21 protein-coding genes are annotated in these 21,582 nt (G+C 70.8%); 13 read left to right on the forward strand and 8 right to left on the reverse strand.

Annotated elements, in window-relative coordinates; all coding sequences use genetic code 11:
* Positions 1–422 precede the first annotated feature (422 nt).
* On the forward strand, positions 423–1,592 hold the full coding sequence (locus tag AC2CHE_RS12865) for an NAD(P)/FAD-dependent oxidoreductase (RefSeq protein ID WP_484505138.1): 1,170 nt from the start codon (positions 423–425) through the stop codon (positions 1,590–1,592).
* 31 nt (positions 1,593–1,623) lie between these two features.
* A complete protein-coding gene (locus AC2CHE_RS12870; RefSeq protein ID WP_484505139.1) occupies positions 1,624–2,394 on the forward strand; it encodes an isoprenyl transferase in 771 nt (256 codons plus the stop codon).
* Positions 2,395–2,420: 26 nt separating this feature from the next.
* Here the strand turns inward: AC2CHE_RS12870 and otsB are convergent, their stop codons facing one another.
* The 3 genes from otsB to AC2CHE_RS12885 all read right to left on the reverse strand — a co-directional run bounded on the left by otsB (position 2,421) and on the right by AC2CHE_RS12885 (position 4,279).
* Positions 2,421–3,245, reverse strand: a complete 825-nt coding sequence (gene otsB / locus AC2CHE_RS12875; protein ID WP_484505140.1) for a trehalose-phosphatase — start codon at positions 3,243–3,245, stop codon at positions 2,421–2,423.
* A gap of 79 nt (positions 3,246–3,324) precedes the next feature.
* On the reverse strand, positions 3,325–3,678 hold the full coding sequence (locus AC2CHE_RS12880) for a hypothetical protein (protein ID WP_484505141.1): 354 nt from the start codon (positions 3,676–3,678) through the stop codon (positions 3,325–3,327).
* Between the two features lie 160 nt (positions 3,679–3,838).
* The gene (locus AC2CHE_RS12885) at positions 3,839–4,279 is read right to left on the reverse strand and encodes an XRE family transcriptional regulator (protein ID WP_484505142.1); all 441 of its coding nucleotides are present in this window, start codon (positions 4,277–4,279) and stop codon (positions 3,839–3,841) included.
* 264 nt (positions 4,280–4,543) lie between these two features.
* On the opposite strand from AC2CHE_RS12885, the gene AC2CHE_RS12890 reads away from it, so the two are divergent.
* The 5 genes from AC2CHE_RS12890 to AC2CHE_RS12910 all read left to right on the forward strand — a co-directional run bounded on the left by AC2CHE_RS12890 (position 4,544) and on the right by AC2CHE_RS12910 (position 8,881).
* Positions 4,544–4,888, forward strand: coding sequence for a hypothetical protein (locus AC2CHE_RS12890; protein ID WP_484505143.1), 345 nt, complete (start codon positions 4,544–4,546; stop codon positions 4,886–4,888).
* A 25-nt stretch (positions 4,889–4,913) separates the two neighbouring features.
* Positions 4,914–5,342, forward strand: coding sequence for a hypothetical protein (locus AC2CHE_RS12895; protein ID WP_484505144.1), 429 nt, complete (start codon positions 4,914–4,916; stop codon positions 5,340–5,342).
* Between the two features lie 383 nt (positions 5,343–5,725).
* Positions 5,726–7,141 carry an RNA 5'-3' helicase PhoH2 gene (gene phoH2 / locus AC2CHE_RS12900; protein WP_484505145.1) on the forward strand — a complete coding sequence of 472 codons (1,416 nt, stop codon included), beginning with the start codon at positions 5,726–5,728 and terminating at the stop codon, positions 7,139–7,141.
* 288 nt (positions 7,142–7,429) lie between these two features.
* Positions 7,430–8,128 carry an aggregation-promoting factor C-terminal-like domain-containing protein gene (locus AC2CHE_RS12905; RefSeq protein WP_484505146.1) on the forward strand — a complete coding sequence of 233 codons (699 nt, stop codon included), beginning with the start codon at positions 7,430–7,432 and terminating at the stop codon, positions 8,126–8,128.
* A 99-nt stretch (positions 8,129–8,227) separates the two neighbouring features.
* On the forward strand, positions 8,228–8,881 hold the full coding sequence (locus AC2CHE_RS12910; protein ID WP_093406314.1) for a rhomboid family intramembrane serine protease: 654 nt from the start codon (positions 8,228–8,230) through the stop codon (positions 8,879–8,881).
* Here the strand turns inward: AC2CHE_RS12910 and AC2CHE_RS12915 are convergent.
* Both AC2CHE_RS12915 and glpX read right to left on the reverse strand, forming a co-directional pair.
* A complete protein-coding gene (locus AC2CHE_RS12915) occupies positions 8,811–9,809 on the reverse strand; it encodes a DMT family transporter (protein ID WP_484505147.1) in 999 nt (332 codons plus the stop codon). The genes AC2CHE_RS12910 and AC2CHE_RS12915 overlap by 71 nt on opposite strands.
* A gap of 26 nt (positions 9,810–9,835) precedes the next feature.
* Positions 9,836–10,867, reverse strand: a complete 1,032-nt coding sequence (glpX, locus tag AC2CHE_RS12920; protein ID WP_484505148.1) for a class II fructose-bisphosphatase — start codon at positions 10,865–10,867, stop codon at positions 9,836–9,838.
* Between the two features lie 144 nt (positions 10,868–11,011).
* Here glpX and AC2CHE_RS12925 point away from each other — a divergent pair, with 144 nt between their 5' ends.
* The 3 genes from AC2CHE_RS12925 to AC2CHE_RS12935 all read left to right on the forward strand — a co-directional run bounded on the left by AC2CHE_RS12925 (position 11,012) and on the right by AC2CHE_RS12935 (position 13,622).
* A complete protein-coding gene (locus AC2CHE_RS12925; RefSeq protein ID WP_484505149.1) occupies positions 11,012–11,587 on the forward strand; it encodes a DUF4245 domain-containing protein in 576 nt (191 codons plus the stop codon).
* A gap of 194 nt (positions 11,588–11,781) precedes the next feature.
* Complete coding sequence (locus AC2CHE_RS12930; protein ID WP_484505150.1) at positions 11,782–12,564, forward strand: hypothetical protein; 783 nt, start codon at positions 11,782–11,784, stop codon at positions 12,562–12,564.
* 227 nt (positions 12,565–12,791) lie between these two features.
* A complete protein-coding gene (locus AC2CHE_RS12935) occupies positions 12,792–13,622 on the forward strand; it encodes a LamG domain-containing protein (RefSeq protein WP_484505151.1) in 831 nt (276 codons plus the stop codon).
* A 107-nt stretch (positions 13,623–13,729) separates the two neighbouring features.
* On the opposite strand, the gene AC2CHE_RS12940 is transcribed toward AC2CHE_RS12935, so the two are convergent.
* Together AC2CHE_RS12940 and xseA are read right to left on the reverse strand one after the other, a co-directional pair.
* Positions 13,730–13,960, reverse strand: coding sequence for an exodeoxyribonuclease VII small subunit (locus tag AC2CHE_RS12940; RefSeq protein ID WP_484505152.1), 231 nt, complete (start codon positions 13,958–13,960; stop codon positions 13,730–13,732).
* Between the two features lie 201 nt (positions 13,961–14,161).
* Complete coding sequence (gene xseA / locus AC2CHE_RS12945; RefSeq protein ID WP_484505163.1) at positions 14,162–15,382, reverse strand: exodeoxyribonuclease VII large subunit; 1,221 nt, start codon at positions 15,380–15,382, stop codon at positions 14,162–14,164.
* 169 nt (positions 15,383–15,551) lie between these two features.
* Here xseA and AC2CHE_RS12950 point away from each other — a divergent pair, with 169 nt between their 5' ends.
* The 3 genes from AC2CHE_RS12950 (at position 15,552) to AC2CHE_RS12960 (ending at position 18,199) form a co-directional block, all read left to right on the forward strand.
* Entirely contained in the window at positions 15,552–16,541 is a 990-nt protein-coding gene (locus tag AC2CHE_RS12950; protein ID WP_484505153.1) for a 4-hydroxy-3-methylbut-2-enyl diphosphate reductase, read from the forward strand.
* Between the two features lie 98 nt (positions 16,542–16,639).
* A complete protein-coding gene (locus AC2CHE_RS12955) occupies positions 16,640–17,122 on the forward strand; it encodes a hypothetical protein (RefSeq protein WP_484505154.1) in 483 nt (160 codons plus the stop codon).
* A gap of 96 nt (positions 17,123–17,218) precedes the next feature.
* On the forward strand, positions 17,219–18,199 hold the full coding sequence (locus AC2CHE_RS12960) for a hypothetical protein (RefSeq protein WP_484505155.1): 981 nt from the start codon (positions 17,219–17,221) through the stop codon (positions 18,197–18,199).
* Positions 18,200–18,274: 75 nt separating this feature from the next.
* Here AC2CHE_RS12960 and AC2CHE_RS12965 read toward each other — a convergent pair whose 3' ends face one another.
* The gene (locus AC2CHE_RS12965; protein WP_484505156.1) at positions 18,275–21,541 is read right to left on the reverse strand and encodes a S8 family serine peptidase; all 3,267 of its coding nucleotides are present in this window, start codon (positions 21,539–21,541) and stop codon (positions 18,275–18,277) included.
* Positions 21,542–21,582: the final 41 nt, after the last annotated feature.

The raw sequence follows: 21,582 nt of genomic DNA on the forward strand, positions 1-21,582 counted from the left end.
CCCCCCGGCCCCACCCCCCCCGGCCCCACCCCCCCCCGGCCCCACCCCCCCCGCCCCACCCCCCCGCCCCACCCCCCTCCGTGCCCGCCCCCCTCCGTGCCCGCCCCCCTCCGTGCCCGCCCCCGCCACCCCAAGATTCGGACAACATCAGGGTTGTTGCTGCCTGAGCCCGGTCTGAGGGAGCAACAACAGGGAAGTTGCCCGGATCTTGAGTGCGGCGGACGCTGCCGGACCGGCCACGCTGCTCTGCTTCACCTGGCGCACAGGATCCGGGACGATCGCAGTGCGTTGGGTGAAGCAGAGCAGCGTGGGTGGAGTGCGGCGGGTCGGGTGCGTGGGGGTCAGCGCGCTGGCTGGCCTCCCTGCCGGGTGTGAGCGGCGGGACGGGTACCGGCGTCCATCAACGCTGTGAGAGGGGGCCGGTGCTGGGAAATGGCGGAGGAGGGGCTGTGCGGGACGAGTTCGACGTGGTGGTGGTCGGGGCGGGGCCGGCGGGGGCTGCTGCCGCGTTGGCGGCCCGCCAGGCGGGCGCCGAGGTGTTGCTGTTGGACCGGGCCGAGTTTCCCCGGGACAAGGCCTGCGGTGACGGTATCGCCGCGCACGCGTTGGACGTACTCGCCGAACTGGGCGTGCCCGACGCGGTGGCCGGTTTCGCGCCGGTGCCGGCGCTGCGGCTGGTGGCGCCGGACGGCGGTGCCGTGGCGCGAACGTTGCCCAGGCCCGCGTACACCGTGCCGCGGGAGGTGTTCGACGCGCGCCTGGTGGCGGCGGCGGTCCGGAACGGCGTGCCGCTGGGTCGGCGGGCGGTGCGCCGGGTCGAGGTGCGTGCCGACCGGGTGGTGCTGGACGGGGAGATCTCCGCCGGGGTGGTGGTGGGTGCCGACGGCGCCGGGTCCATCGTGCGTCGTGCGCTGGGTGAGCCGGGCAATCCGGACCGTCACCTGGCGCTGGCCATCCGGGGGTACGCGCCCGCGCCGCCCGGGCCACCCACGCAGCTCATCGCCACCTCGTCCGCCCGTTGGCCGGCGTACGCCTGGTCGTTCCCGATCGGGGACGGCCGCGCGAACGTCGGGTACGGGGAGGTGCTGCGGGGCGAGTCGCTGACCCGCGCGCACCTGCTAGACCGGCTGGCCGCGCTGCTGCCCGGCACGGATCCGGCGGCGGTCAGCTCGCTGCGCGCTCATCATCTGCCACTGTCCACCTTCCGGCCGGTGCCGGGGCGGGGTCGAGTGGTGCTGGCCGGCGACGCGCTCTCGCTGATCAACCCGCTGACCGGCGAGGGGATCTTCTACGCGTTGCGCTCCGGGGCACTCGCCGGCCACGCCGCGTTCGGGGCACCGGAGGATGCGGCGCGGCGGTACGGGACCGCGCTGCGCCGCCGGCTCGGCACGCACCTGCGGCACAGTTCGACGGCGGCCTGGCTGGCCCGGCGTCGGTGGGTGGTGGACGCGGCGGTGCGGGCGGCCGGTCGTGACGAACGCGTTTTCGGCAGGGTGACGGAGCTGGGACTGGGCGATGGTCTGCTGGACGGACGGACACTCGGCCTGATCGCCCTCGGCCTGTCGGTTCGGCATCGGCCACCGGCGTACTGATCTGTACGGCGGCTCGCTACCCTGCTAGGTGATGAGTCTGCGGAAACTTCTCTACTCCGTTTACGAGCGGCGGCTCACGGCCAAGCTCGCGGGTCGGCCGGTGCCCCGCCATGTGGGTGTGATGTGTGACGGCAACCGTAGATGGGCCCGGGAGATGGGCTTCGTCGATCCGAACGACGGGCACCGGATGGGTGCCGAGCGGATAAAGGAGCTACTGCGTTGGTGCGACGCCGCGGGCGTCGGGCACGTGACCCTGTGGCTGCTCTCCACCGACAACCTCTCGCGCCCGGCGGCGGAGCTGGATCCGCTGCTTCAGATCATCGAGGACCTCACCACCGAGTTGGCCGAGGAGGGCAATCCCTGGCGGCTGCGGATGGTCGGCGCGCTCGACGTGCTGCCGACGCGCCTCGCGACGGCGCTCAAGGCCGCCGAGGAGCGGACCCAGGAACGCGCCGGCAGCGCCCAGGTCAACATCGCCGTCGGGTACGGCGGGCGGCGGGAGATCGCCGACGCGGTGCGCTCCCTGCTGTTGGAGCATGCGGCGAACGGCGGCACGCTTGAGGAACTGGCCGGGTCGCTCGATGTCGACGACATCTCCGAGCATCTGTACACCCGGGGTCTGCCGGATCCGGATCTGATCATCCGGACCAGCGGTGAGCAGCGCCTCTCCGGCTTCATGCTCTGGCAGTCGGCGCACTCGGAGTTCTACTTCTGCGAGTTGAACTGGCCCGATTTCCGCCGCATCGACTTCCTCCGCGCGCTGCGCTCGTACGCCACCCGCCAGCGCCGCTACGGAGTCTGAGCGCGGCGCGGGACGGGGGCGGTCGTTCAGCTGAGGCGGTGGGTGGCCTCGGTGAGGAAGTCGCCCAGGGCGGCGGGGGAGTCGATGGTGAGGTCGGCGGCCTCGGCGACCTCGTCGCCGGTCTCCGGGTTGGCGACGGCGACGCAGACACCGAGGAAATCCGGGTCGGCGGCGGCCCGGGCCCGAAGCGCGGCGAAGGCCTTGATGTCGGAGACGTCGTCGCCGAAGTACCAGGCCCCGCGTACTTCCTGCACCAGTTCGTCGATCACCATGCCCTTGTCCCGGTCGACCGGCGGCTTGATCTCCAGGACCATCCGCCCGACCTGCACCCGCAGGCCGAGTCGCTCGGCCTGATCCCGGCCCCACTGCTCGACGGTGGCGGCGATTTGCGGTGCGGTACGCCAGTGCAGGGCCACCGACAGCCGCTTGTACTCCACCAGGGTGCCGGGTGGCAGCTCGGCGCGGCCACGCTCGGCGAGCTCGGCCATGGTGGGCACCCACGGCAGCGCGGCCGGTTCGGTGACCGTGTCGCCGCCGGAATGGCTGTGTTCCAGGCCGTAAAGGCCGTAGAGGTCGACGCCGGTGAGCCCGCCGAAGTGTTCGCGCAGGAACTCCACCGGCCGGGCCGAGACGATCGCGATGCGCCGCACGATCGGGGCCAGTGTCTCGATGGCAGCCAGCACCTTCGGGGCGGGCTGTACCTGTGTCGGATCGTCGGCGACCGGCGCGAGGGTGCCGTCGAAGTCGAAGAAGAGGACGGTCTCGGCCGCCCGGTCGGCGGTTGCCCGCCAGGCCCGGTCGGCGTTCAGCGGGGTCTTCGGCTGCTGGTTGCCCAGATTCAACGGCGGCACGCGCGAAAGCGTACCCCGGGTTCCACCGGTCAATCCTGACGTGAATCCGGTGTGGGCGACAGGTGTGGTTCAGCGTGACTCAGCGTTCGGCGGCCCCACGTCCCCGGCGGCCGATCGGCACCACCGCCGCCTCCTGGCCGTGGCTGAGCAGGTAGCCCTCCACGAAGCCGGAGTTCCGGTCGCCGGTGTGCGCCTCGATCTCCCGTAGCCGCTCCACCAGGAACTCGGTGAGCGCGGTGAGCCGGTCGTTGAGCCGGTCGTGCAGTTCGGCGACGACGGCCAGCACGATCGCGGTGCCCGCGGTGGCGAGCGCGAAGAGGTTGACGAGCAGCGGAAGCTGCCCGCCGTTCAGGGCCAGGGTCACCGCGTTGCCGGTGATGCACAGCGTCACCGAGACCGTCGCGACCACGACAGCCAACCATTTCAGGGTCATGGAGAGACCCCTTTCTGTCCCGCAGGGCTGGGTTCGGCCTTGTTCCGTCCCCCCGCCGACGACGAGCCCAAGCAGTACAAACACGGACGCTAGCGCGCCCGATCCCGCCCCGTAGCGAAACGAATGAGGCTGACCTGGCGTTCTTTCGCCATCTGAGGAACTAGCTGGCGGCGTCGCCTCGTTTTCGGACATCGAGCGGCAGCGTCGGGCGATATGCGAGGTAACGGATAGTTTCGCGGATGTGGAACTTCTCCGCGTCCGAGACGTCCGGGTCGACCAGCCGACGCAGCAGTGCCTCCACGTCCGGATCCATCGGTGGTGGCGCCGATCGGGTGCGGCGGGAGGCCGTCCGGTCCCAGCCCAGCGCCGCGAAGGCCACCGCCGGGTCGAGCCCGAGGCCCTCGCAGAAGGCCACCACCCGCTCGGCTTCCGGGTCGCTGGCCCAGTCGCCGCGTACCCATCGGTTGATGGTCTGCCGCGAGACGCCGGTACGCCGGGAGACCTCGGTGCCGCTCCACGCCCGGGTCGCGCGGGCCTCGTCGAGGGCGCGCCGGACGAAGGTGGCGAAGGCGATCTTCCGCGCGTTGGCCGTCTCGGTCACCTCGTGACCGTACGGCCGTCGAGCCTGGGTAACGGTGCCTGCCACGCGTCTGTCACGCTTGCGTGACGTCATCGACGGGTGGCCGGAGGGGGGTCCGGCACTCTTAATGAGGGGTTTCACCTGGGCATGATAGATGTACGTAGGTGCGGAGGTAAACAAACGAAAAGCTGATACTGTCACGCTCATGGGACAACCTACGGTGTGTCACGTGCATGAGACGATCAGTGCTCACCTGCGTCACGCGCCCGGTGCGAGGTGGACGCGGTGACCGAACTCGCAACCCGTGCTCAGGCGTTCAGCCTGGTGGCCGAGGGAGTCGCCGCCGGGCTGAGTGCGCCGTGGCGCCTCTACCTCGCCCGCGGCTGCCGCTACCTGTCGCTCAGCGTCGCTGACCGGGCCGAGTGGAACGCCTGGCGAACCCATCTCGGCTGCCCGGAGCTGAGTGTCCGGGTCTACGACGCCGGCGGCGAGATCCGCCGCTCCTCCATGGCGGAGGTGGTCATGGACGGCTGCCGAATCAGCGTGGAACTGGTGGAGGAGATCGGCACCGACGACCTCGACCGGCTGCTGGTCGCCGACCCCACCACTGTCGAACCGGAGGAACGATGAGGGCATCGCGCACCGGAGCCGCCGGATGAGCCCGTTCCTGGCGATCCTCCTGGTGCTCGTGCTCGCCGCGACGAGCTACGCCGCAGGGCGGCTGCATGGGCAGCTCAGTTACCGGATCGGTTACCGCTTCGGCTACCGGCAGGGCTACTTCGACGGGGACCGCGGGGCATGGAACCGACGTCGTCGGGAGGCTCAGGCGGCCATCGCCTCCGCCCTCGCCGTCACGGCGCCCTCATCGACTCCCGCTCGGGTTCCGGCCACCGTGAACCCACTGACGCCACGTGGCGCGTGCGCGCCACCTCCGGCTCTGCGCGGCGAGGGTCCACCGGGGGAGATCGAGAAGGCTGCCACGGCTCGCCCGGGCACCACGTACACCGGATCGTCATTCGCGGAGCCGGCCGCCTCGGTCACCGGGCGGCACCCGACCGGCACCCTCGTCCGACGGACCGGCTGAACCGGTCGACGGGCTCCGGACCCGTCCACAGACGCGGCGCGCACACCCCTTGCGGGTGGCGCCGCCGGGGCCACGTCAGACCGGTGGCGGTGGTACCACCGGCCGGGATGCGCGCAGGGGGCATGCATCCCGGCCGGTTCATGTCGTGGGCGCACGCGGCTACCTGACCTTCGCGCCCCCGGCCAGTGGCCGTTCATGAACAACCTCTAGCCGGGACGGGTGCGGGGAGCTAGCGTCTAGACATGGCGCGGGGTTGTCCCGAGCCAACCGGCCCGCCCGGCCTGCGACCTCGCGCACGGGGCCCGCATCCGATCCCGTGTCAGCCGGGCATCCGGAGGAGGCGGACCGCGGGTGGCCGGGTGCCCATCCGCCGGAGCAGGCCTGTGACGACTCGCCGTACGACCGCCGGTGCCGACCAGGGCTCGGCCGCGACTACCACGACCCGCCGCAGCACCCGGAGCCGCCGTACGGCGGCCGCCGGTTCGGCCGACCCCAGGGAGCCCCGACCAGCGGGCCAGTCCTTCGTTCTGGACACCTCGGTACTGCTCAGCGATCCGGCGGCGTTCCACCGCTTCGCCGAGCACGAGGTGGTGCTTCCACTGGTGGTGATCTCCGAGCTGGAGGGCAAGCGGCATCACCCGGAACTGGGCTGGTTCGCCCGCCAGTCGCTGCGCATGCTGGACGAGCTGCGGGTGCGCCACGGTCGGCTGGACCGGCCGGTGCCCGCCAACGATGTCGGCGGCACGCTGCGCGTGGAGTTGAACCACACCGATGACGGGGTGCTGCCGCCCGGCTTCCGCAACGAGTCCAACGACGCTCGGATCCTCTCCGTCGCGCTGAACCTCGCCGCCGAGGGCCGGGAGGTGACCCTGGTCAGCAAGGACATGCCGCTGCGGGTCAAGGCCGCATCCGTCGGGCTGCGCGCGGACGAGTACCGGCACGGTCAGGCCAGCGACCCGACCTGGACCGGGATGGCCGAGCTGGATCTCGCCGAGGACGAGATCTCCCGGCTCTACGCGGGAGAGGTCATCGACGCGGACGCGGCAGCCGGTCTGCCCTGCCACACCGGACTGGTGATGCACTCGTCCCGGGGTTCGGCACTCGGCCGGGTACTGCCGGACAAGACCGTGCGGCTGGTCCGTGGCGACCGGGAGGCGTTCGGTGTGCACGGGCGCTCGGCCGAGCAGCGGGTCGCGCTGGATCTGTTGCTCGACGAGTCGATCGGCATCGTCTCGCTCGGTGGTCGGGCCGGGACCGGCAAGTCCGCCCTGGCGCTGTGCGCGGGGCTGGAGGCGGTGATGGAGCGTCGCCGGCACAAGAAGGTGATCGTCTTCCGCCCGCTGTACGCCGTCGGCGGGCAGGAGCTGGGCTATCTACCCGGCTCGGAGTCGGAGAAGATGTCGCCCTGGGCGCAGGCGGTCTTCGACACCCTCGGCGCGGTGGTGCACGAGAACGTGCTGGAGGAGGTCACCTCGCGCGGCCTGCTGGAGGTGCTGCCGCTGACCCACATCCGGGGTCGCAGCCTGCACGACGCCTTCGTCATCGTCGACGAGGCACAGTCGCTGGAGCGCGGAGTGCTGCTGACCGTGCTCTCCCGGATCGGCCAGGGCTCCCGGGTGGTACTCACCCACGACGTCGCCCAGCGGGACAATCTGCGGGTCGGGCGGCACGACGGCGTCACTGCGGTGATCGAGGCGTTGAAGGGCCATCAGCTTTTCGCGCACGTGACGCTCAGCCGCTCGGAGCGGTCGCCGATCGCTGCGATGGTGACGGACCTGTTGGAGGACGTGCCAACCTGACGACCGTTTTGGGTGGATTGAGTTTGATTTTTTGCGTGACGCACGCCACAATTAGGGTTGGTGGTTTCCCATCGGCCTCACTGTGCGCGATGGTTTCCCACGGGCGCTCACGCACCCGACGCATCGTTGGTGGTCGTTCGTCGCTCCAACACCGGAGCGGGCGACGCCGCGAGGTGCCGTGGTGCGTCCACCGTGGCCGGCACGCCGGCCACGGGCGCCCGTGGCGCGCTACGACCGCTCTGCGGTAGCAGCACGCCGCGTCCCTGAACCCGACGAAGGGATCACTTCGTGAGTCGGCCGTGGAGCCGGTTCGCCGCCCGCACCGCAGCCGTCGCGCTGCTCTCGGCGGGCGTGGCCGGCGGTTTCTACCTCAGTGAGGACCGCCAGTCCCAGCGCTCAGGCCCCGGCGCTCAGGTGGCCGGCAGCGTCAGCGAGATCGACGTCAACGTCGAATACCGGCAGAAAGAGACGGTCTCCCGCCAGGTCCGCACCGCGCGGCAGCAGGCCACCGAGGTGCGGAAGCAGGCCAAGGCCGCCGCCGAGAAGGCCCGCAAGGCCGAGCAGGAGGCACGCAGGAAGGCCGCTGAGGCGGCCGCCGAGAAGGCCGCCGAGGAGGCCGCCAAGGAGGCCGCGGCGCGAGCCGCCAAGCCGTACGACGGCCCGGTCCCCGAGTCCTGCGAGGAATACAGCGGCAACCGGAAGGTCGGCTGCGCGCTCATGATCGACGCAGGCTTCAAGATCGACCAGTTCCCCTGCCTGGACAAGCTCTGGAACAAGGAGAGCGGCTGGAACCACAAGGCCCGCAACAGCTCCTCCGGGGCGTACGGCATCCCGCAGGCGTACCCGGGGAACAAGATGTCCTCGGTCGGTGCCGACTGGGAGACCAACCCGGTCACCCAGATCAAGTGGGGGCTCGGTTACATCAAGGGTCGCTACAGCACGCCCTGCGCAGCCTGGAACCACTCGCAGGCCAAGGGTTACTACTGAGCTGAGTCACGGCGGCGGGGGCGGGCGACCACCCCGCCGCCGTGGGTCTCGTGCCGGGAAAAGTGGCGGCTGTCGGCGTTTACTGATAGCTGTTGACGGGTGACCCTGCTCCCCGGAAACGGCGATGCCCACCGCTTCGGCACCGTGGCCTTCTACGCGTCCATCGGCCGGGCGTTCGTCGCCATGTGCGCGGTGGTTCCGGTGCTCTTCCTGATCGAGGGCCTCGACGTCTGGCTCGGTGCCGGGTTCGACGCCGCCGCCGGGATCATCCCGCAGCGCATCGACGGGCTGGACGGCATCTTCTTCTCACCGTTCCTGCACCACGGCTTCGACCACCTCTACAGCAACAGCATCCCGCTGATCCTCCTCGGCACGTTCGTGCTGGCGGCGGGTGCCCGGCGGTTCCTCTGGTCCACCCTGGTGATCGTCCTGGTCAGCGGGCTCGGCGTGTGGTTCACCGGCTCGTCCAGCACGATCGTGGTCGGTGCCAGCGGGGTGATCTTCGGTTACCTCGGCATCCTGCTCACCCGGGGCATCTTCGAGCGGAGCTGGTGGAACTTCGCCGTGTTCCTGCTGGTCGGGCTCCTCTACGGCGGCCAACTGGTCGGCGTGCTGCCCACCGACGAACGGATCTCCTGGCAGGGGCACCTGTTCGGGCTGCTCGGCGGCATCGTGGCGGCGATCATCTTCCGGCGTCGTCGGTCCGACCTCGACGGGCCGTACCGCTCCGAGTCGCCGATGACCATGCCCTGACCCGCCCGCCGAGCGCGGCGACCGCCACGGCGACCAGGGTCAGCACGGCGCCGAGCAGGGTGGTCGGGTCGGGGTGCGAGGCGGCGGAGGGCATCAACACGTCCAGCAGCACCGCACCGACCACCTGACCGGCGACGGTGGCCAGGCCGAGCAGCAACACACCGGTGAGACGGACCACCGCGGCGGCCACCGCGATGAACGTGACACCGATCGGCCCACCGAGGTAGAGCCAGGCATCGGCGGGCAGCCCGCCCGGAGGCAGCCCCCGCAGCGCGAGGCTGACGACGAACGCGACCAGCAGCACCGCCGTACCGGCGGCGAAGTTGACGAGCGTGGCGGTCAGCGTGCTCTCGCTGACCACCCGTACCCATCCGTTCACCGCCTGCTGCCAGGCCACCGCCACCCCGGCCAGCAGCGGCAGCACGGCCAGCCCGAGAGTCGCCGGCTCGCGAAACCGGTCGCTGACCGCCAGCAGCACCGCGACCACTGTCAGCGCCGCACCCGCCAGCCGGGCGCCGGTCACCCGTCGCCGGCCACCCGGGCCGATCCCCGCCCGGTCGACGAGCAGACTGCTGGCGGACTGGCCGGCCACGACCGCCACCGTGAACACCGCGACTCCCAGGGTGCCGACGGTGGCACCCTGGGTGAACACCAGGAATGCGCCGCAGGCGCCGCCGAGGCACTGCCAGGGCCGAAGCGTGCCCCGGCCGAGGGCGGTACGCAGCGTCGTCAACCCGCGTCGCCCGGCGCCCGTGGCCGGCACCAGCACCAACAGCAGCAGCAGGCCCGAACCGAACGAGATGACCGCGGCGGTGACCCCGTCGCCGAGGCGTACGCCCAACTCGCCGTTGATCCGCGACTGCGTCGCCACGGCGACCCCGGCCAGGGTGGCAAGCGCCACCGCGCCGAATCGACGACCCGCCGACACCGCCGGCCGGGTAGCCGTGGGGGCACTCAAGCCTGTTCGTCCAGCGGCCGGCCGTCGAAATCCACCGCGGAGTACAGCGCCAGCTTCTCCAACCGGTGGTACGAGTCGATCACCCGGATGGTGCCGCTCTTGGAGCGCATCACGATCGACTGGGTGTACGCACCCCCGGCCCGGTACCGCACGCCGCGCAGCAGGTCGCCGGAGGTGATGCCGGTGGCCACGAAGAAGCAGTTGTCGCCGGTGACCAGGTCGTCGGTGGTGAGCACCCGGTCCAGGTCGTGGCCGGCCGCGACCGCCCTCTCGCGCTCGGCGTCGTCCCGTGGCCAGAGCTTGGCCTGCATCATCCCGCCCATGCACTTCAGGGCGCAGGCGGCGGTGATGCCCTCCGGGGTGCCGCCGATGCCCATCAGCACGTCGACGTCCGACTCGCCGCGGGCGGCGGCGATCGCACCGGCGATGTCGCCGTCGGAGATGAAGCGGATGCCGGCCCCGGCGCGGCGGATCTCGTCGACCAGGCCGTCGTGCCGGGAACGGTCGAGCACACAGACCGTGACCTCGGCGACGCTCGTGCCCTTGGTCTTCGCGATGCGACGCAGGTTCTCGACCGTGCCGGCCTGGATGTCCACCACGTCGGCGTAGGCCGGACCGACGGCGAGCTTCTCCATGTAGAAGACCGCGCTGGGGTCGAACATCGCACCGCGTTCGGCCACGGCCAGCACCGCGAGAGCGTTCGGCATGCCCTTGCTCATCAGGGTGGTGCCGTCGATCGGATCCACCGCGACGTCCACCTCGGGACCGTCGCCGTCGCCGACCTCCTCGCCGTTGAACAGCATCGGGGCGTTGTCCTTCTCGCCCTCGCCGATCACCACGACGCCCTTCATCGGGATCGAGTTGATCAGCTTGCGCATCGCGTCGACGGCGGCGCCGTCGCCGCCCTCCTTGTCGCCACGGCCGACCCACCGGCCGGCGGCCATCGCCGCCGCCTCGGTGACCCTGACCAGATCGAGGGCGAGGTTGCGGTCGAGGTTCTGGGGAATTCGCGTCCTGATGGTGGCCATGAAAACGGCTCCTCCTCGCGGCGGTGCGGGGCGGGCCGGCGCTGCCGGCTTCGTTCCTGATCCTCACACGATGGCGGACGCGCAGCCGGGTCGGGGCGGTGATGGCACGGATACCGCCGGTCGGGCTGCTGAGACAATGGCGGGGTGGAACCTCGAGAGCCTGATGACCGCGCACCCGCCGACGAGCCCGTGCCGCCGCCCGCTGCCGCCGCGAGGTCCGAGCGGTCGCCCCGGGACATGGCCATCTCGCTGCTGGTGCTGCTGATCCCGATCGCCCTGCTACTCGCCTTCTACCGGGGCCTTCTCGGCGGGGACGAGCCGAACACGGTCGATCCGGCACCCGCCTTCGAACAGGCGAAATCGGCCGGCGCGTTCCCGGTGAGCGAACCGGCCGAGCTGGGTGACGGCTGGCGGGCCGTACGCGCGACCTACCGCACGGCCGAGGACGGGGCGATCCTCCGGGTGGGCTATGTCACTCCGGAGGGGCGGGGCCTGCAGCTGGTGCAGAGCGACGTGCCGCCGGACCGGTTGCTGCCGGCCGAGCTGACCGACGCGGGTCGGCCACAGGGGCAGACCGACCTCGGGTCCGGCACCTGGCAGCGGTACACGGCACGCGGCAACGAGCAGGCGTTGGTGCTGCTCCAGCCGGAGCGCACGGTGATCGTCGTCGGCGACGCCCGGGACAACGAGCTGCGGACGCTCGCCACCGCCGTGGACTGAGCGCTCTCGATGCGGTCGTGGCATCGGCGACACCGGCGCGCGCCGGCCGACGGCGGAACCGGGCCGTCGCCTCGGGTGCCCCCTGCGGGTCGATCCGATCCGCTACGCTCCCCGGGGTCGATGCCTGGCCGGCAGCGGTGGGTCGGGCCTTCCTGCTTGAAGAGAGAAAATCTGTGAACATTCGACGGTGGAGCGTGGGCCTCATCGCCGCCACGCTGCTCGTTCCCGGGCTCGCTGCCTGTGACAACTCCAACGGCGACTCGCCCGCCGCGGGCTCCTCGACGGAGTCGGGTACCCCGGCCGACCCGAAGGCGGCGCTGGTCGCCTCCACCAAGGGGCTGGCCGAGGGCAACTTCACCTTCACCATCGCGGCTGACTCGATGACCGGTAAGGGCACGTTCCACAAGCCCAGCAACAGCGCTCAGATGACGATGACCATGGGTGACGAAGACTTCACCATGGATTTCGACCTCATCCAGATCCAGCCGGACACCTGGGTGAAGGTCGACCTGGGTGACCTCTTCGCCGGTGTCCCGGGGATGGAGGCGATCAAGGACAAGTACCAGCACCTCGACGCCGCCAAGGCCAAGGACGCGAAGAACCTCGACGCCTTCAAGGACGGTGCCGACCCGGCCGACGCCGCCGGCCTGTTCGAGGGCCTCGCCGACGTGCAGAAGACCGGCGAGGGCAGCTACAGCGGCACCTTCGACATCACCTCGGTCAAGGACTCGGTGGCCGCCGACGAGGACATGCTCAAGGCGCTTGGTGACCAGGCCAAGGCGATTCCGTTCACCGCGGAGCTGGACGCCGAGGGCCGGCTGAGCGAGCTGGTCATGTCCGTCCCGGCGGCGGGCGAGACCAAGGCTCAGGACATCAAGGTCACCTATGGCGACTACGGTACGGCGACCGCCGTGCAGAAGCCGCCGGCGGGCCAGGTCATCGAGGCCAGCGAGCAGACCTACGAGATGTTCAAGTAGGCCGAGCGGCACTGCTGCGGGGGTGGGCTCAGCCCACCCCCGTTCGCGTTCCGGCGGACCGTTTCACCGCACCTCGGGTCGCGTGTGCCGCAGGGGCCGGTCGGGTCGGCGGCGAAGGTCCGGGGGATCTGGTCGGTTTCGGGTGATTGCGGGAGTGGCCGGCAGGGAACAGAGAAGGAGAGCCTCCGGTGCGAGAACGCACCGGATGACCCTGCTGGGAGACACCGATGACCGTTCGACGACTGAGCGCCGGCCTCGTGGCCGTCGCCCTCTTCACACCCGGAGTCGCCGCCTGCACCACCACCGGCGACGCCGGGCCGAGTGCCACACCGTCCGCCACCGCCAGCGCCACCGGTGCCGCCCCCGACACCGAGGCGAAGCAGGCGTTGATGGACTCGACCCGGGAGATCCGCAACGGCAACTTCAGGTTCAGCATGTCAGGTGCCGGCTCGGTGGCGGAGGGACAGGTGCACCAGCCGAGCCAGAGCGCCGAGATCCAGGTACGCCTCGGCGAAGCGACCGATGATCTGGCGATCAGCCTCGACCTCGTCCACGCGAAACCGGACAGCTGGGTGAAGCTGAATCTGCAGGGCCAGGCGGCCACCAGCGTGCCCGGGGCGGACCGACTCAACCTCGGCAAGTACCACCACCTCGATCAGAGCCGGATTCAGGGCAACCGCAGCCTCGGCTTCGACTTCGACAAGGTCGACCCCGCCGGCAGCGAGGCGTTGACCCAGGCTGTCACCGAGGTCCGCCGTACCGGCGACGGGGCGTACGCGGGCACCCTCGATCTGTCGAAGGCGGCCGACGCGGGAGCCCTCGACCCGAGCGTCACCACCGCGCTCGGCCCGGAGGCAAAGTCGGTGCCGTTCACCGCGAAGACCGACACCCAGGGGCGGCTCACCGAGATGGTCATTCAACTGCCCAAGGGCGGCCAGCCCGCCGGGCAGGAGATCACGGTGACCTACTCCGACTACGGCAACGCGACCGAGGCGACCAAGCCCCCGGCCGACCAGGTCGTCGAGGCGCCGCCGGAGCTGTACAACCTGTTCGACTGAGAGCGGGTCGCGGCCGGACCGCGCGCCTCGTTCGTCGCACCGCGGCGGGAGCCGACCGGCTCCCGCCGCGGTGGCTGCCCGAGTCGGCTGGTGCGCTCTCGAACTGGTCAGGCGGTCGGGTCGGGCCGGGCGGCGTCGACGCGGGCGCGGGCGCCATCGAGCCATCGCTGGCAGATGACCGCCAACGCCTCGCCGCGCTCCCACAGCGCCAACGACTCCTCCAGCGACGTGCCGCCGGCCTCCAGCCGCTCCACCACCGACGCGAGTTCGGCGCGGGCCTGTTCGTAGCTGAGTCGCTCGTCCGACCCGCTGGTCTTCTCGTCAGTCATCGCACCCATCTCAGCACAACCGTCCGACGCCACCATCGACCACACCACCGTTCGGCACGCCGGGCCTCAGGCGGTGCTGTCGCCGGCCAGGCAGCACCGCCACCGGACCCGGGATCGAGTGGCACCCGAGCACTCGGCCTCGGGATCGAGCGCCATCACCTGCCCGCGCCTACGCCGCGCCCACGTCTGCGCCGGAGCGGTCCGGGCGAGTCAGGTGTCGACCGTGACGGACAGTTCGCCGTCGGCGAGGCGTACCCGCAGCGGGTCGCCGGACGCCACCTCGGTGGCCGCGCGTACGACATGGCCGTCGGCGCGTTGCACGATGGCGTACCCGCGGTCCAGGGTGGCGGCTGGGGAGAGTGCGCGCAGCCGGGCCAGGGTGTGCCGGAGGTCGTCGCCAGCGGCGGCGAGGCGGTGGTTCAGACAGCGGCCGGCGCGCTGGCGTAGGGCGACCACCTCGGCGGCCCGCTGCTCAAGCATCACCTGGGGCCTGGCCAGCACCGGTCGGGAGCGTAACGCGTCGATGCGGTGGGACTCCCGGTCGACGAGGTGGTGCACGGCCCGGTGCAGCCGGTACCGGGCTTGCTTGATCAGGCGTACCTCCTCGGCCAGGTCGGGCACCACCCGTTTGGCCGCGTCGGTGGGAGTCGATGCCCGGACGTCGGCCACGTAGTCGACCAGCGGCGCGTCCGTCTCGTGGCCGATGGCACTGACCACCGGCGTACGACAGGCGAAGACGGCCCGGCACAGCGCCTCGTCGGAGAAGGGCAGCAGATCCTCGATGCCGCCCCCGCCACGGGCCAGAATGATCACGTCGATGCTCGGGTCCGCATCCAGCACCTTGAGCGCGTCCAGGATCTGGGGAACGGCCGTCGGGCCCTGCACGGCCACGTTCACCGTCCGGAAGTCCACCGCCGGCCAGCGTCGGCGGGCGTTGGTCAGCACGTCCCGCTCGGCGGCGCTGGCCCGACCGGTGATCAACCCGATTCGCTGCGGCAGGAACGGGGGGCGGCGCTTGCGCGCCCGGTCGAACAGTCCTTCGGCGGCCAGCAGCTTCTTGAGCTTCTCCAGCCGGGCGAGCAGTTCACCGAGGCCGACCTGGCGGATCTCGTCGGCACGCAGGCTGAGCGTGCCCCGCGCGGCGTAGAACTCCGGCTTGGCGTGCAGCACCACGCGGGCGCCCTCGCGCAACTCCGGCGCGCCGGAGTCGAGCACGTCGCGGTTGGTGGTGACCGTGAGACTCAGGTCGGCGGAGGGGTCACGCAGGGTCAGGAACACGGTGCTGGCGCCGGGTCGCCGGCTGATCTGCGCCACCTGCCCGTCGACCCACACCCATCCGAGTCGGGCGACCCAGGCACCGATCTTCTGACTGACCACGCGTACCGGCCACGGTTCCTCCGAGCTGCTCTTCCCTCCAGCCCCTTCACCCACACCCACCCGCCCACCCTACGACCCCCCGCCCCGCCCAACGTTGATCATGAAGTTGTGGTGCTTGGCACGGCGTGTCACGGGTGACAACTTCATGATCGACGAGGGGTCGGCGGGAGGGTGCGTCGCTGCGGCCGCTGCCGGGTCCGGCAGTGGCACGTAGGATGAAGGGGTGACTGAGGTTGAGGCGACTCCCCGGACCGGCAAGCGCGTGCTCCTGGCCAAGCCCCGCGGCTACTGCGCGGGCGTGGACCGGGCGGTGCAGACCGTCGAGGAGGCGCTCAAGCTCTACGGTGCCCCCGTCTACGTCCGTAAGCAGATCGTGCACAACAAGCACGTGGTGCGGACGCTGGAGGCTCAGGGTGCGATCTTCGTGGAGGAGAACGAGGAGGTGCCCGAGGGCGCCACGGTTATCTTCTCCGCACACGGCGTGGCACCCGAGGTCTACGAGCAGGCGAAGCAGCGGTCGCTGAAAGCGATCGACGCCACCTGCCCACTGGTCACGAAGGTGCACCACGAGGCGAAGCGGTTCGCCGCCGAGGACTACGACATCCTGCTCATCGGTCACGAGGGGCACGAGGAGGTCATCGGCACCTCCGGCGAGGCACCGGAGCACATCCAGTTGGTGGATGGCCCGGAGGACGCCGACCGGATCACCGTGCGGGACCCGAACAAGGTGGTCTGGTTGTCGCAGACCACGCTGTCGGTGGACGAGACGATGGAGACCGTCGCGCGGCTCAAGAAGCGGCTGCCGATGCTCCAGTCGCCGCCCAGCGACGACATCTGCTACGCCACCAGCAATCGGCAGCACGTGATCAAGGAGATTGCGCCGGAGTGCGACGTGGTGCTCGTCGTCGGCTCACCCAACTCGTCGAACTCGGTACGCCTGGTCGAGGTGGCCCTGGACGGCGGCGCCCGTGCCGGCCACCTGGTCGACTTCGCCCACGAGATCGAGGACGCCTGGCTGACCGACGCGCGGACGGTGGGTCTGACCTCGGGTGCCAGCGTGCCGGAGGAACTGGTGCAGGAGGTGCTGGCCCACCTCGCCGAGCGCGGCTTCACCGACGTGGAGGAGGTGGTGACCGCGAACGAGCGGCTCACCTTCTCCCTGCCGCAGGAGCTCAAGCGCGACATGAAGGCCGCTGCAGCGGCCCGCGACTGAGCCCGCCGAACCGGCCCGTGAGCCTGCCGAACAGGCCGATGAGTACGCCAGGCTGGCGCGATGGAACTGTTCACCGGCCAGGTGCGTCAAAGCTTGGCATGAGGACCCTTCGGATTGCCGCCGCCGCGCTGATCGTCTGCACGGCGCTCGCCGCCTGTGCCGGCCAGGACGCGGGGAACGACACCGCCACCCCGACCCCGACCCCGACCCCGACCCCGACCCCGACGGGAGCGTCACCGGTGACCGAGCTGCCCACCCCCGACCCGACCGGATCCGCACCCGCGCCCTCGCCCTCACCCTCCGATCCGGTGGACCCGACCGTACCCACCACCCGGCCGACGGTCAGGCCGACCGCCCCGTCGAAGCCACCCATGACCGGCGAGATCACGCTGAACGGCCGGATCGAGTCCGGCGTCGAGTCCGGCTGCCTGCTGCTCGACGGTTATCTCCTGCTCGGTGGTCCCCGCGACGTGCTCACCGCGGGAGCGACGGTGACGGTGACCGGCCGCGCCGAGCCGACCATGATGACCACCTGCCAGCAGGGCACTCCGTTCGTGGTGGCGTCGGCCAGGCGCGGCTGAGCACCCTGCCGACGGCCGCGCCAACGCGCGGCTCCGGATCGGCCCCGGCGGCAGCACGGGCCGACATTGTGGATCGATCGATGGCAGGATGTCCGGGTGCGGTACCGAGCGATCCTTCCTGCGGCGGCCGGGGTCCTCGCCACCGTCCACGTCCTCGGCACTCTCACCGGTGTTGCCCTGCTGCGCCAGGCCGAAGTGGCCGCGTTGCTGCTGCTGGCGGTTGACGCGCTGACCGGCCCCTGGGCCAGACAGGGCCCGCAGATGTCAGCGGGTACGCCGGACAACCCGGCCCTGCCGGGTGAGCTGCCCCTGCCGAGCGCTGCCTCCGCGAGACCGGTCTCGCACTGGGGGATGCCGGTGGCGCTCGCCGCGTTGGTGATCGACGCGTGGATCACGATGCCCACCGCCGGTCCCGGGTACTGGGCGTTCATTGCGGTGGGTCGGCCTGACCCGGCTGAAGAGTTCATCGCCGCACTCCTGGGGAACTGGGCGACCCTGGCCTTCGTCGTGGTGTTGGCGTTGACGGTGCGGCTCGGACCGGATCGGCCGGTCCGCCTGGGCCGGCCGGTCCGCCTGGGTCGGCCGGTCCGCCTGGGTCGGCCGGTCCGCGTGGCGGCGGTGCTGGCCGGAGTGCTGGTGACCGGGTACGCGGCCGCCCGTCTGATCGGTGCTCATCTGGAACTGGCGGAGGCTCGGCGACAGCGAACCGGGCTCGGCGACGACTCCGGCGAGCAGATCGTCGCCACGGGAGCGGCGGCGTTGTTGCCCCTTGCGCTGGCGCTCGGTGCGATCGTTCTGGTGGTCCTGCTGCACGAGCGGCGGCGACGGCTCGCGACGAGCGGCGCCGTACTGCTGGTGCTGGTCGCGCTGACCAGGATCGACGTGGTCTACGGTGCGATGCCGGTGCCACTGCATCTGATGAGCCGGGGCAGCGTGTTCACGGCAGCCTCCGATCCCGCGACCGGTCTCGCCGCGCCCGGACCGGCCGCGCTCGTCGCCCTGGAGTTGGCCGCGTACCTGCTGGTCGTGTTGGGCCTGCGTGCCCGTCGTCCGCAACGTGTCGAGCCGGTCAGGTGACCGGCCCGGCCCACGGACAGACGGAAGCCCGCCTCCGGAGAACCGGAGACGGGCTTCCAGATGGTGCGCAGGTGGTCAGTTCACCGCGCCGATGTCGACCGCGCCGCGGCCGACGACCGCGCCTTCGGTGGTAACGACGGTCAGCTCACCGTAGAGGCTCCGACCCCCGGACGGGGCGGACTGGGCCGTCACCGTGCCCGAGATGGTGCCGGTGGCACCGTGGGCCAGGGTGAGCGGGGTGCTCGACGCCGAGAGGGTGCCGAGCGCCGGGGAGGAGAACGAGTCCCGGTAGTCGTACTCGGTGCTGCCACCGGCCCCGTCGACCGAGTACGCCTCGACGACGACGGTGTAGGTGCCAGCCGCCGGGTTGTTCAGGGTCACGAACTCCTCGGAGTCGCCGTCCGCGTTGTACGCGATCAGGCTGCCGCCCCGGTACACGAACAGGTCGAGGTCGGCGCCGACGTCCGAGGTGTTACCGATGCGGGCGGTGAAGCTGGTGGCGCCCGCCGGCACGTCCACGGTGTACTCCTGCGTCGCGTACTCGACGATGGTCGGCCGCTCCGCGTGCGAGCTGGACAGCGCGCCGCCCTGGCCGGTCACCGTGACCGGGCCGAAGGTGTTCTTCAGCGACCAGGTGACCGGGGTCGGAATGCCGGCGGTGACCGACGGCAGCTCGACCACGGCCGGTTCGACCGCGACGCCCTGCACCCGTGCCTGGAGCTGGTACGGGTTGTTCAGCGACGGCGAGGTTCGCCGGGACTCGACCTCGATCTCCCAGACACCCGGCATCGGGTTCTGGTAGTCGCGTTCGAACGCGTCGCAGACGACCGTGCTGACGTGGTTGGTGAAGCAGGCCAGGCTGGAGGTGCTCTCCACCGGAACGCCCCACGGGTTGAACGCGATGAAGCGCGTCTGCGACTTGGTGGCGATGCCGGAGAGGTTCACCTGGAGCGCACCGGCACCCGGGGGCACCGTCACGAAGTACGACGTGGTGCTGTTCCGCTCCACCGAGCCCCGCGCCGAGTAGGCGAAGTTGGGCTTGCTGACGTCGTTCGAGGCCACCACCACGGCGGAGACCTCGAAGTCGATCGTGCTGGTGGCCGGGTCGTCGACGGTCACGATCGTGCCGTGCGCGCCGACGGTCTTCGGCTTGGCGATGATCGTGATGGTGACGGGCGTGTTCAGCGGCAGCCTGACGTTCTTCGGTGCCGAGAAGGTGCCGTCGTTGCCGCGCAGGCCGATGTTGTGCCTGACGTTGCCGGTCGGGCCGCTGGTCCGGGTCAGCGTGACCTGGTACGACTTCGACTGGCCCACCTTGTGTCCGCCATCGGCGGAGCCGCAGCGGTTGTAGACGCCGGTGCCCTGGTTCGGCGTGGCCAGCAGGCCGGAGAGCACCGTGCAGACCGGGGCGTCGGAGGTGTACGAGCGGGTCTGCACGCCCTTCTTCAGCAGCTTCCAGGCGCCGGGCACGTTGAACATGCCGTAGCCCTGCCCGTAGGTCGGGGTGTCGGCGATCGGCTTGGCGGAGGTGAAGATCGCCCGGCGCAGCATCTCCGGGGTGATGCCCTTGTCGGTCGCCCGGGCGGCCGAGAGCAGCAGCGCGGCGGCACCGGCGGCCTGTGGGGAGGCCATCGACGTGCCGTTGAACATGCCGTAGCCCGGCGGCAGCTCGTAACCGGCCTCGGCGACCGGGCTGCCCGGCTGCCACACCGGGGTGGTGGAGATGGCCGAACCAGGTGCCGCGATGTCCGGCTTGGCGCCACCGTCCTCACGCGGGCCGCGCGAGGAGAAGTTGAACAGGGCGTTCTTCTTCTTGACCACCGAGCCGTAGTTGGCCAGCCAGGTGTCCTTGCTGATGCTGGCCGCGACGCTTACCACGTTGCTCGCCACCGACGGGTCGCCGATGGTGTTCACGCCCGGGCCGGAGTTGCCGGCCGAGATGAACATCTGCACCCCGTAGGTGGTGATCAGGTTGTTGTAGAGGGTGGCGCGGGCGTTGTTGGCGTCGTTGAGCGCCGGCAGGCCACCGATCGACATGTTGATGACGTCGACCCCACGGTTGATCACCAGATCGGCCATGCCGGTGGTGAGCGCGGCGGCCGTGCAGCCACCGTTCCAGGAGCAGGCACGGGAGGAAACGATCTTGGCACCGGGGGCGGCACCGTCGAACGCGCCGTTGCCGAGCATGTCGTTCGCGGCGGTGATGCCGGCGACGTGCGTGCCGTGGGCGCTCTCGATGATGCCGATGTTGACGTAGTCCACCAGGCCGGGGCCGCCGACCGGGGTGGTGTCGACGTTCTTGCGGTACTCGACGACGAACGACATCCGCTCGGTGACCGCGGTCGCCGGGTTGTCGGTGCCGAAGTGGCCGACGTCGAACTTCTCCTTGTACGGCCGCATCACGGCCTCGTCGGTGAAGTCGCCGTCCTGGTCGGCGTCGACCCAGATGTTGTTCGTCGTCGGGTCGTAGAGAATGCCGAACCGGTCGGTCTTGTCCCCGTCGCGGTTGACGTCACCGGCCGGGTCGCTGTTGATGGTGATGTCCTCGCTGAACAGATTGAACCGGTAGGTCCCTGCCGGCGCGGTCCAGGTACGGCCGGCCAGGCTGAACGTCGGCCCGGTCACCTGGTTGATCATCGGCCGCCAGGTGGAGTCCTCGAACGGGTCGGTCGCGGTCACCCAGTCGACGATCTTGCGCTCGCCGGTGGTGGTCTCCTGCAGCGCCGGGTGCTCCAGGTCCACACCGGAGTCCATGATGCCGATGGTGACGCCTCGGCCGTCCCATTTCTTGTGCTGCTTGACGAACTTGACCGCACCGGTCTCGTTCGTCGGCATGTACGGGTTGTCGGCCTTCGTCCTGGCGCCTGGTCCGCTGAGCGTGTCGCCCTGCTTGCCGCCCTTCGCGCCGCCCGGGGCGACCTCCGGCTTCGGGTCGGGCAGTTGGATCTTCTCGTCCAGGTCGACAGTGGCCACGCCGGGCAGGGTGGCGGCCTTGACCGCCTTGCCGGTCGGCACCTTGGCGAGCACGTATCCGATCGTGTCGTAGCGCTCGGTGACGGCCGCGCCGAGGTCCTCGAGGTCGTCGGCGACGTCCTTCGCCTTGCCCTTGTCGGTGGCGACGATCATCGTGACGGTGGGGGCCTTCTTCGCCTCCGCCTCGGCGAGCAGTTTGGCGTCGTGCTGATCTAGCGACTCGGCGGGGGTGGCCTGCGCGGCGTCCGGTCCGGCAGGAGCGGCGCTCGCGGTGGCGGCACCACCCGCCACGGTCACGGCGCTGGCCGCCATCACCGAGGCGAAGAGCGCGGCGGAGGTACGCCGGCTCAGGTTTCGGGGTCTGCTCACGTTCTCTTTCCTCCAGAGAACTCAGGCGCCCTCAGATGCAG

The organism is Micromonospora sp. ATLC16 (assembly GCF_057196645.1).

Bases quoted from the DNA above. Each gene is read 5' to 3' on its own strand.
- AC2CHE_RS12870 (WP_484505139.1), top strand. From the start codon at position 1,624: ATGAGTCTGCGGAAACTTCTCTACTCCGTTTACGAGCGGCGGCTCACG.
- AC2CHE_RS12880 (WP_484505141.1), bottom strand. From the start codon at position 3,678: ATGACCCTGAAATGGTTGGCTGTCGTGGTCGCGACGGTCTCGGTGACG.
- AC2CHE_RS12895 (WP_484505144.1), top strand. From the start codon at position 4,914: ATGAGCCCGTTCCTGGCGATCCTCCTGGTGCTCGTGCTCGCCGCGACG.
- glpX (WP_484505148.1), bottom strand. From the start codon at position 10,867: ATGGCCACCATCAGGACGCGAATTCCCCAGAACCTCGACCGCAACCTC.
- AC2CHE_RS12935 (WP_484505151.1), top strand. From the start codon at position 12,792: ATGACCGTTCGACGACTGAGCGCCGGCCTCGTGGCCGTCGCCCTCTTC.
- AC2CHE_RS12940 (WP_484505152.1), bottom strand. From the start codon at position 13,960: ATGGGTGCGATGACTGACGAGAAGACCAGCGGGTCGGACGAGCGACTC.
- AC2CHE_RS12955 (WP_484505154.1), top strand. From the start codon at position 16,640: ATGAGGACCCTTCGGATTGCCGCCGCCGCGCTGATCGTCTGCACGGCG.